General features: G+C 72.7%; 10 protein-coding genes. 2 read left to right on the top strand and 8 right to left on the bottom strand.

Going from position 1 to position 10,114, the window contains the following annotated elements; all coding sequences use genetic code 11:
* Positions 1–45: 45 nt before the first annotated feature.
* Positions 46–711 carry a thymidylate kinase gene (locus ACZ4TV_RS28130; protein ID WP_468137826.1) on the top strand — a complete coding sequence of 222 codons (666 nt, stop codon included), beginning with the start codon at positions 46–48 and terminating at the stop codon, positions 709–711.
* The gene (locus tag ACZ4TV_RS28125; protein ID WP_468137825.1) at positions 708–1,919 is read left to right on the top strand and encodes an MFS transporter; all 1,212 of its coding nucleotides are present in this window, start codon (positions 708–710) and stop codon (positions 1,917–1,919) included. The genes ACZ4TV_RS28130 and ACZ4TV_RS28125 overlap by 4 nt, the downstream gene beginning before the upstream one ends.
* Before the next feature lie 128 nt (positions 1,920–2,047).
* Here the strand turns inward: ACZ4TV_RS28125 and ACZ4TV_RS28120 are convergent, their stop codons facing one another.
* The 8 genes from ACZ4TV_RS28120 to ACZ4TV_RS28085 all read right to left on the bottom strand — a co-directional run bounded on the left by ACZ4TV_RS28120 (position 2,048) and on the right by ACZ4TV_RS28085 (position 10,033).
* The gene (locus ACZ4TV_RS28120) at positions 2,048–3,217 is read right to left on the bottom strand and encodes a GNAT family N-acetyltransferase (protein WP_468137824.1); all 1,170 of its coding nucleotides are present in this window, start codon (positions 3,215–3,217) and stop codon (positions 2,048–2,050) included.
* A gap of 53 nt (positions 3,218–3,270) precedes the next feature.
* The gene (locus ACZ4TV_RS28115) at positions 3,271–4,332 is read right to left on the bottom strand and encodes a methyltransferase (RefSeq protein WP_468137822.1); all 1,062 of its coding nucleotides are present in this window, start codon (positions 4,330–4,332) and stop codon (positions 3,271–3,273) included.
* Entirely contained in the window at positions 4,329–5,249 is a 921-nt protein-coding gene (locus ACZ4TV_RS28110; RefSeq protein ID WP_468137820.1) for a TauD/TfdA family dioxygenase, read from the bottom strand. Before ACZ4TV_RS28110 ends, ACZ4TV_RS28115 begins: the two co-directional genes overlap by 4 nt.
* 1 nt (position 5,250) lies before the next feature.
* Complete coding sequence (locus ACZ4TV_RS28105) at positions 5,251–6,519, bottom strand: ATP-binding protein (protein WP_468137818.1); 1,269 nt, start codon at positions 6,517–6,519, stop codon at positions 5,251–5,253.
* A gap of 76 nt (positions 6,520–6,595) precedes the next feature.
* Positions 6,596–7,369, bottom strand: a complete 774-nt coding sequence (locus ACZ4TV_RS28100) for a metallophosphoesterase (protein WP_468137817.1) — start codon at positions 7,367–7,369, stop codon at positions 6,596–6,598.
* Positions 7,366–8,484 carry a phosphonopyruvate decarboxylase gene (gene aepY / locus ACZ4TV_RS28095; RefSeq protein WP_468137816.1) on the bottom strand — a complete coding sequence of 373 codons (1,119 nt, stop codon included), beginning with the start codon at positions 8,482–8,484 and terminating at the stop codon, positions 7,366–7,368. Before aepY ends, ACZ4TV_RS28100 begins: the two co-directional genes overlap by 4 nt.
* The gene (locus ACZ4TV_RS28090; protein ID WP_468137815.1) at positions 8,481–9,338 is read right to left on the bottom strand and encodes an isocitrate lyase/phosphoenolpyruvate mutase family protein; all 858 of its coding nucleotides are present in this window, start codon (positions 9,336–9,338) and stop codon (positions 8,481–8,483) included. Before ACZ4TV_RS28090 ends, aepY begins: the two co-directional genes overlap by 4 nt.
* Positions 9,335–10,033, bottom strand: coding sequence for a class I SAM-dependent methyltransferase (locus tag ACZ4TV_RS28085; RefSeq protein ID WP_468137814.1), 699 nt, complete (start codon positions 10,031–10,033; stop codon positions 9,335–9,337). Before ACZ4TV_RS28085 ends, ACZ4TV_RS28090 begins: the two co-directional genes overlap by 4 nt.
* Positions 10,034–10,114 lie beyond the last annotated feature (81 nt).

Raw genomic sequence — 10,114 nt, 5'->3', positions numbered from 1 at the left:
CCCGTGACGGAGATGAGAAGGGAAAAGAACCACATGATCATTGCGATGGACGGACCCGACGGGGCGGGCAAGAGCACCCAGGTCAAGCGGCTGGAGAGCTGGGCGCGCGGCCAGGGACTGTCGTTCCGGGTGGTGGGCAAGTGGCAGGTCTTCGAGGAGGCCCAGGTGCCGCAGGCCCGTTTCCTGCGCGGCTCGTCCCTCGACGAACTGCGGGTCTGCATTGCGGAGATGCCCAATCCGGCGCGGATGCTCTTCCTCGGCTGGCTCAACACGCTCGCCGCGGAGCGCGCCGCCGCCGCGCGGGAGGACGTGGTCATCCTCGACGGCTACTGGATCAAGCACGCCGCCACCGAACTGCTCGCGGGCTGTCCCAAGAACCTGGTCGACGCCATCGTCGAGGCCATGGCCCCGGTGGACATGGTCGTCTTCTTCGACGTCACGCCCGAGGAGGCGCTGCGCCGCAAGAAGGGGGACATCACCCCGTACGAGTGCGGCCGGGACCCGGAGTGCCGGCCGGAGAGCTTCCTGAGGCACCAGGCGGCGGTCCGGGAGGTCATGCTGGAGTGGGCCGACCGCCGCGGCTGGGACGTCGTGCGGGCCAACACGGCCGAGGCGGCCGCGCAGCAGATGCGCAAGCTCCTGGCGCCGAAGCTGGGGGTGAAGGTCAACCCGCGTCCCCTCGCCGCGGACGCCGAGGCCGGGCGCGGATGACGGAGAGCGAACGCCGGCTCCGGCGCGGGCTGGCCACCGCCCTGTTCGTCCGCTACCTGGGGGCCGGCGGCTGGGCGCCGCTCCAGGTGCTGTTCTTCGTACGCTCCGTCGGCCTCTCGCCGGGGAACGTGATCATCGGGCTGACCGCGGCGGGGCTGGCCGGGCTGGTGGCCGGCCCGGTCGTCGGCAGGCTCGCGGACCGCTTCGGGCCCCGCGAGGTGGGCATCGCCGGACTGCTCGCGCAGGCCGGGGCGGCGGCCGCGCTGCTGGCCGTCGAAGGAATGGCCGGATTCCTGGTGGTGATCACCCTGATCTCCCTCGGGCGGGGCGCCTTCCCGGCCATCAGCGGGGCGCTGATCGCGTACGTCGGGGGAGAGGACCGGGTCGCGTACCGGGCCCGGATCTACTCCCTGCAGAACCTCGCGATGGTCACGGGTTCGCTCCTCGGCGGGCTGGCACTCCAGGCCGACACCCGCACCGCCTACGTCATCGCCATCCTGGCCGACGTGGTGTCCTACCTGGTGGCCGCTCTGCTCGTGGCCCGACTGCCGCACCTGCCACCCGTCCCCCGGGAACAGGGCGGCAAACACCGCTACGCCCTGGCGGACCGGCCGTTCCTCGCGGTCAGCATGCTCGCGGGCACCCTCGTGATGTTCGACGTCTTCATGACCGTGCTGATGCCGGTGTGGATCGCCGAGTACACGGCCGCGCCGCGCTGGACGGTCTCGCTGGTCTTCGCGGTCAGCTGCACCCTGGTGGTCCTGTTGCAGACCAAGGTGGCCAAGGGGATCGAGACGCCGCGCCACGGGGCGGTGGCCATGCGGCGCAGCGGCCCGGTGATCGCGGCGGCCATGCTGACCGTCTTCGCGGCGGCCCATGTGCCCGGGCACGTGGCGGTGGGGCTGATCGTACTGGGCACGGTGGCCCTGACCTTCGGCGAGATGCTCTTCACGGCCGGGGAGTACGCCCTGTCCTTCGGGCTGGCGCCCGAGCACGCCCAGGGTGAGTACCAGGGGGTGTTCGCCGTGGGCGTGGGCATCGGGGGCGCGGTGGCGCCGGCCGTGCTCAACGCGCTCTGCCTGGTGGCGGGACCGCCGGGCTGGATCGCCCTGGCGGGACTCATGGTGGCGGCCGGGGCGGCGGTCCCGCCGGTGGCGCGGATCGCCGAGCGCGGCCGCACGCTGAGCGGGGCGAAGCCCGCGGCCTGACCGGCGCCCTCCGGGACCAGGGGGTGTGTCCCGGATGTCCCCGGGACACAGGCTCGCGACGCCGCGGATCCGGGACCGCGGATCCGGGACGCGGATCCCGGACGCGGATCCGGGACGCATCCCCTGAGTCAGCCCCGGGCCGCGACCAGCCGGGCCACCCGGGTCTCGACGCCCGGGTCGAAGGAGGCGAACTCGGTCCGCCGCGCCGCCTCCGCCGCGCGGACCTCGTCGAGGACCTTGCCCCGCCACGGCGCGTCCAGGACCAGGCCCCACAGCGGCTCCAGCCGCGCGCCCCGGGTCACCTTGGCCTCGAAGGCGTCACAGCTGAGGTCCAGGGAGCGGTAGCCGTGGGCCGCGGCGTACTCCACCGCCTTGTAGTACGTCAGGTTGAAGTAGAGCTTCGCCTCCCGGCCGATGGAGTCGTCGAGCCCGTGCGAGCGCGCGTACATCGTCCGGCCCCAGAAGAAGAACTGGGTGAAGCCCACCATCCGCTCGCCCTGGTAGGCCGCCAGGATCCGGCAGTCCTCGTCGAACAGGCCGGCCTGGAGGGCGAACCGCTCGGATTCCCCCTCGTCCGTCACCGGATGCCCGTACCGGCGCAGCACCTGCGCGGACAGCGGGCCCATGTCCTGGTGGCACTCGGACAGCCTGCGCACCTCGGTGCGGCAGCCCGCCTCGTCGTAGCGCCGCATCTCCAGCCGCCGGGACTTGAACTGCCGTGCGGTGAACCGCTTGCGGTAGCCCTCCAGCCCGTCGGGATCGACGTCGAGCACGGCTCCCGCGTCCATCAGCACCAGCTGGTCGTCGGAGCCCAGCAGGGGCAGCAGGCGTTCCACGGAGGCGTCGGTGAGGTAGAGCGCGGCCGCCAGGCCGCCCGAGGCGGACGCCAGCGCCCGCAGCCGCTCCAGCAGAGCCCGCAGCGCGGCGTCGGCCACGGGCGCCGCGGTACCCGGGGCCACCAGGACCTCGCTGGTGTAGCCGAGCCGGGTGCCGCCCAGCAGCAGCGGGCGCTCGGGGGAAGCAGGCTCGGCGGCGCCCGGGAAGAGCACCGAGGGATCGTAGAAGTGCGGGACCGTGCCGGTGAACCGGTGCGTGGGGATCGCCGCCACGGGGCGGCCGCCCGTCGAGGCCACCAGATGACGGTGGTCGCAGTCGCCCAGCTCCTCCCCGTACTTGAGCCACAGGTGGCTGGAGTACAGGGCGGCGTCCCGCGCCAGTGCGTCCCACTGCGCGGCCCCGGTGTCGCGTATCGAGGCCAGCTCGGTGACGTTGACGCTTTCGCCGTCCGTGGTCGCCATCACAGGGGTCCCTTCAGGTCTTGATCGCTGTCCGGCCCCACGGTAGGCGGCGGTCACGTCCGGGCGCGGTCGATGATGCGAAAGTCGGCCATTCCCTGGTCCGCCCGCAGATAGGCCAGCCGGGCGGCGGTCGCGCCGCGCCGCGCGAAGGCGCCGGTCACCTCGGCGGCCAGCGCCGCCGGGTCGGCCCCGGGGTCGCCGTCCAGGTGGTCCGACACCACCGTCTGCACGAGGTCCGACGCCGCGGCGATGTCCATCCGGTCGGTGAGGGTGATGGTGAGGCCGTAGCCGTCGGCGGCCCCCCGTTCGCGCAACTCCCCGGCCGACAGCAGCGCGTCGTCCGCTTCCAGGAGGAGGGCCGTCAGGTACGCCGTCCCGCCCTTGCCGAGGTGCGCGGGCAGGCCGTCCAGGACCCGGCGGCCCACCGAGAACCCGTCGGCGCCGCCCTCGTGCGGGGCCTCCCGTCCCGGAGGCGACACGGTGGGCAGGAAGGGGATGTTGGCGATGACGCGGTCGTACGGCCCCGCGCCGGCGTCCAGCGGTTCGTACAGGTCACCGGTCCGCACGTCCGCCCGCCCGGCCAGAGCGTTGAGGCGGGCGTTCAGCCGGGCCGCGGCGGCCACCTCCGGGACCAGCTCCACCAGGGTGGCGGCGGCGCCCCGCTGGGCGGCCAGCAGGCCCTGGAAGCCGGGTCCGGAACAGAGGTCCAGGACCCGGGACCCCGGCGGGAACGTGCCCCGTCTGGCCAGCGCGACCGAGTCGGCGCCGAAGTAGTGGCGCACCGGGAAGGGGCTCGGCGGCTCGGCCAGCAGCCACAGCCCCTGGGACCGGAACAGGGCGACATCGATCAACTGGGCCCGTCCGCCCTGCTCCTGCGCCAGCGCGCAGGCCACCAGTTCCGGCACCACGGCGGACACCGCCGGGGGCAGCGCGTCGAGGGCCGTCGCCTCGCCGAGCAGGAGGAACCCGGCCGTCCTGCGCAGCGCGCCGTCGAGGCCTTCGACCCCGGCGGCCCATTGACGGCGGTCCGGGACGTCGCTGTCGAAGCCGGCCAGGAACTCGCCCAGCCCCAGCCGTTCGAGCGCCGGAGTCAGAGCGGCGGCGGGGTCCGTCATGAGAGCGTGCCCAGGGGAGCCCGGCCGGTCGTCGGCGCGGTCCGCGGCAACCCGATCCAGGTGCGCAGCATCAGCCGCCCGCCGTCGGCGGGCGCCTCGTCGTCCTCGAAGGCGGTTCTGCCGTGCACGATCGACCGGTTGTCGATGAAGATCATCTCGCCTGGTTCCAGACGGCCGTGACTCTGCATCTCCCGCTTGTCCAGCAGGGCGTCGAGCAGGTCCAGCGCCTCCGTCTGGGCGGTCGTCAAGGGCGGTACGTGCGGATGCCGGTGACCGATCTCGATGTAGTCCCGCAGGTAGTACATCCGCTCCCGGCCGTCCTTGTACTCGAAGACCGGGCGCTCGGTCGTCAGCGGCACCCCGGGGGTGTCGTCCCGGGTGTCGAAGTGCACCGGCAGCCGCAGTGTCTCCAGCTCCCGCGGATGGTCCGCCAGGGCCTCCAGCAGGTCGCGCACGTGGACGGTGACCAGCTCGCCGCCGCTGCGTGCCTGGCGGAAGCAGAACAGCGTGAAGACGTCCGGAAGGCGGCCCGGCCGGTGTGCGGCGTCCGTGTGCAGGCTGCCGCCCTGGCGGCTGTCGGAGTAGCGGCCGGTCGGGCCCTCGCCGAGCTTGACCCCGCGGTCCCGGACGTCGCGCAGCAGGGCCCCGTGCCCGTCCTGCGGCAGCAGGTCACCGGTCATCCGGGAGACGGCCACGGTGAAGTCGCGGGCCTGCCGCTCGGTCAGGTGGCCCAGTCCGGTCAGCACGAAGTAGCCGGGCAGGCCGTCCAGATGACGTCCCACCAGGTCCTGGAGGGTGGCGTGGAACCGCGGGTACCAGTCCTGGCGTGCGTCGGGTTCCGGGGCGGCCGCGACGGCCGTCGCCAGGTCCGGGTCGACGGGGACGCGGACGGTCGAGAACGGATCGTTCGTGTTCATGTCAGACTCCCAGTGCGTGGCTTCCCAGGCGGTCGGCCACCAGGACCGACTCCCGCAGACACGCCGCTATTTCTTCCGAGCAGTGAGTAACCCCCGTTATCCGACTGCCTTCGACGGCCCGCAGCACCGTGCGGGCCACTGCCTCGCGGTCGCCGCCGGTGGCGAGGACCTGCGTGACGATGTTGTCCAGGACCACGGGCCGCGTCACGTCGAGCGCGCAGTTGTAGGTCACGTCCGCCTCGCGGGCCAGCTCCAGGCGGTCCACGCGGCCGGGTCCCTCGATGAAGAGACGGGCCTCCAGACAGTGCACGCCCCGGTCCGCCGTGATCCGGCCCGTGGGGATCGACCGCCCCTCGGCCAGCTCGACCTGGAGTGCGATCAGGTCCGTCCCGGTCTGCGCCTCACACATCCGGTAGGCGAGCGGCAGCCGGCCGTTGACCTCCAGGAAGTAGTGCCCGGCCGGGCCCACGATGAACTCCACCGTGGCGACGTTGCGCAGCCCCATGCCGGTGACGAGCCGGGCCGCGTCCGCCCGCATGCGTGCGAGCAGCGCGGGCGCGACCCCTTCCACGGGCGAGGCCTCCAACAGCTTCATGCTGCCTTCGACCAGCAGGCTCTCCCGCTCGCCGAGCGCGACCACCGTGCCCGCCGCGTCCACGGCGACGGTCACCCCGACCACCTGGCCCCGCTCGACGTACCGCTCGGCGTACCACCGGGTGCCCTCGTCCCGCGCCACCGCATCGAGGGCCTCCCGCGCCTGCGCCTCGGTGCGTACGATGCGCACTCCCAGCCCTCCGCAGCCGTCGACGGGCTTGAGGATGACGGGCAGTCCGATCTCCTCGACCAGCGCGGTGATGTCCTCGCGGCCGGTGGCGTGCGGGAGCACCGGCAGCCCGAGCCGTTCGGCCGCCGCGACGGCGTGCTCCTTGTCCCGCGCGGCCGCGAGCACCTGCGCGGACGGCCCGATGAAGGCGATGCCCGCGGCGGCGAGCTGCTCGGGCAGCTCGGGGTCCTCGGCCAGCGCCCCGTAGCCGGGGTGGACGGCGGCGGCCCCGCACCGACGGGCCGCCGCCACGATCCGGCCGACATGGTCGTACGTCTCGGCAAGGCCCTCGCCCTCGAGGTACTCGCAGCCGTCCGCGCCCACCGCGTGCAGCCGCTGAGGATCGGACAGGGCGGCGACGGCGATCGGGGACCATCCGAGCGACCGGAAGGTCTCGACGGCCCGGGCCGCGACCGCACCGCGGTTGGCGATCAGCACTCTTCTCATGGCCTTCTCTCAGTCTCCGGGGTGCGGGGAGTGCGGGCTGCGCGGGGAGTGCGGGGGAGGGGAGGGGGGTGAACGGCTAGCCGAGCGCCCGGTAGTGGGTGACCAGGCGCCGCTCGCCGTCGAGGACGTGGAAGGCCAGCGCGGGGGCCAGGTCGTAGTCCACGGCGTCCCTCCCCTCCAGCGGCAGCGGAACGGTGGAGGCGACACCCGGGCCGACCAGCAGCGGCAGCCCCGCGAAGGTGGTGGCCGCCGCCACATGGGCGTGGCCGCAGAGCAGCGCCACCACCTGCGGGTGGCCGGCCAGTACGGCCGCCAGCCGCTCCTCGCGGAACTGCCGGACCCGGTCCACGTACGGGGTGTGCAGCTCGACCGGCGGGTGGTGGAAGCAGACGAAGACCGGCAGGCCGGACTCCGGCCCCGCCTCGCCGGCCAGCGCGTCCTTGAGCCACTGGAGGGTACGGTCGCTGAGCTCGCCCTCGTCGCTGCCCGGAATCGTCGAGTCGCAGAGCACGAAGACGCCCTGGGGCAGCCGCACGATCCGGTTCAGCTCGTCGTCGGCGTTCTGGGCGTCCTCGGAGCTTTCGGCCGTCCCGCCGAGCAGCCCCGCCCGGAACGGAGCCCGCTTGTCGTGATTGCCCGGCAGGACCAGCACCGGCCACGGCAGGTCGAGCAGCGCCCGCGCCTGCTCGTACTCCTCCGCGGTCCCGTGGTCGGCGATGTCACCGCTGACCAGAACCGCGTCCACGGGACCGGGGATCTCCCGGAGGTAGGTCAGCACCCGCTCGGCGCGCCGGGTCGCCCGCTCCCCCAAGTCGAGGTGGAGGTCGCTGACATGAGCGATGACGGTCACTTGAGGCCCTTCGACGTATCGGCCGCCGCGGCCTGGAAGCGAGCCCTGACCTCGGCGTTGGTGTGCGCCGAGGTTACCCGCGGCGGAGTGGGTCCGCCGCGGCCGATGTTCAGCGCCACCAGGTGCGGGCCGGGCAGGTCCGCGATCTCCGCGAGATGGGCGTCGGCCTCCTTGGCGGTACGGCAGATCCGCCCGCTGCGGTACCCGGCCGCCAGCGCCAGCTCGTCCCAGCGCATCGCGGTGTCCCGGGTGCGCTGTCCCCCCGTGGAGTCGTAGACCCCGTTGTCGAGCACCAGGTGCGTCAGGTTCGCCGGGCGCCGCTCGCCGACCAGGGCCAGCCCGCCCATGTGCATCAGGGCCGCCCCGTCCCCGTCCAGCACGACGACCCGCTGGTCGGGGCGGTTCAGCGCGGTGCCCAGCCCCAGGCCGATGGCATGCCCCATGGAGCCCTGCATGTAGAAGGTGCGCGCGCGGTCCCGTACGCCGAAGAGCTCACGGCTGATCATGCCGGTGGTGCTGTAGACCAGCGCGCCGTCCAGATGTCCGGCGACCGCCTCCACGGCCTCCTGCCGGGTCATCGGCGACTCTTCGGGCGCGGCGGGCGCGGCGGGCACGGCGCAGGTGTCCACCGTGGCGGCCGGGACCAGCACGACGAAGGAGCGGCGTTCGGCACGCTCCCGCGCGGCCCGGTCCAGGAGCGCCCTCAGACTCGCCTCGGTGGGCTCCAGAATGCCGTGCTCGACCCCTACGGATCGCAGTACGCCGAGGGTCGCCGCGCCCATGGCGGCATGGTGCGGCTCGTCGTCCGCCGCGTCCGGCCAGCCGCGCAGGCTGACGAAGAGCAGCAGCGGGATCTCGTAGGCCATGACGAGCGAGGTCAACGGGTCGAGCAGATTGCCCAGTCCGGAGTTCTGGGCCAGCACCACGGCCTTCGTGCCGCCGAGTTCGGCGCCCGCCGCCATCGACAGGGCGATGCCCTCGTTGGGTGCCGGAACGTAACTGCCGCGCTGTTCGAGCAGCGCGAACGGCCCTTTGAGGAAGGAACAGGGCACCCCGCTGAAGAACCCGAAACCGCGGCGGTCCAGCTCCGCGCAGAAGAACTCGGCGCTGATCACGCGCTCCACCCCTCCCACTTCGCGACGCCCGTCAGCCCGAACAGCTCCTTCATCGGGGCGATCCCGTCCTCGACCCCGCCGGTACCGCCCTGGAGGTGGATCTCGCCGAGGACGTCGCGCATCGCCGCGACCGAGGCGCGCAGCGCGTGGTTGGCGTAGATCACCATCGACACACCGGCCTCCTGCGCCTCCGCGAGGTCCCAGTGCGGGTAGGTCGTGGGGACCACCACCACGGGGGTACGGGCCTGCCACGCGTGCAGGAACTCCATGATCTCGGCCGGCGTCGGCTTCTTGGAGTGGATCAGGATCGCGTCGGCGCCGGCGTCCGCGTACAGGTGGGCACGGCGCAGCGCCTCGTCCAGACCCTGGCCCGCGATCAGCGCCTCGGTCCGGGCGACCAGGGTGAAGTCCTCGCTGCGCCGGGCGCGCGCTCCGGCCTCGATCCGTCCGGCGAACTCCTCCGCGTCCTCCAGGTTCTGCCCGCCGACGAGGAAGCTGTTGCGTTTGGGGAAGACCTTGTCCTCGAAGCAGACGCCCGCGATGCCCGCCGCCTCGAACCGCTGGACCGTACGAACGACGTTGATCTTGCCGCCGAATCCGGTGTCGCAGTCCGCCAGCAGGGGCAGCGAAGTGGCCTCGTTGACGTGGGAGGAAGCCTCCAGCAGTTCGGCCATGGTCAGCAGGCCGAGGTCGGGCAGGGCCCGGGAGGCCGAGATCTCGAAGCTCGACGCCCACAGCCCGTCGAAGCCGGCCTCCTCCACCAGCAGTGCGGTGAGCGCGTCCCGGGACCCGACGATCCGGGCTATCTCCTCGCGCTCCAGCAACTCGCGCAGTCGCGCCGCTTTCGGCATCATTCCCCAGCCCTCTGCGCGAACCGTCCGTGACGGGTGCCCGCCACCTCCTGTCCGGGCGTTTCGAAGACGCAGTGCCAGTGGAAGGAGCCGGGCTTCGCGTGCTCGGCATCGACGGCGCTGAGCAGACGGAATCCCTCGTGCAGGCGGACCAGGTCGGCGGCGTCGGCGTACATGTGCGGGTGGACCTTGTCGTCCGTCGCCCCGGGCTGGCAGAAGGTGTTGGGGCTGACCTCGTCCCCGCGCCCGTACTCCCCGTTGCGCTTGGAGAGCATCGTGCACTGGTAGACGCCGCCCGGGCGCAGCACCCGGCGGACCTCGGCCAGCACCCTGGCCAGGCCGGCCTCGTCGTTGTGGTAGACCACGTTGAACGCCAGGACGAGGTCGAAGCTCGCGTCCTCGTAGGGCAGTTCCGTGAAGTCGGCCACCTCGAAGGCGATGTTCACACCGCGTCGGGCGCTCTCGTCGAGACCGACGCGGACGGCTTCGGGACTGCGGTCGGTGGCCGAGCTGACGAAACCCTGCTCCGCGTAGAAGAGGGCGTGCCGGCCAACACCGCAGCCAAGGTCCAGTACGTCCTTGGCGCCCAGCGCCCGCAGCCGGGCGGCCTCGTCCACGACCCAGGGGTGTGGCCGCGACCAGTCCGCTCGTCCGCTGTCGGTACGCCAGACCTCGTCCCAGTAGAGATGGGCTGTCATCGGGTTGACCTCACTCGTGGTTACTCGTGATTACTTCCGCACATCCACATCCACATCCGGATGCCGGTACCTGTAGGGGGC

This window comes from Streptomyces sp. NPDC028910, assembly GCF_055564955.1.
Note: the sequence above shows the minus strand (reverse complement) of the source record. Positions and strands in the feature narration are given on the sequence as shown.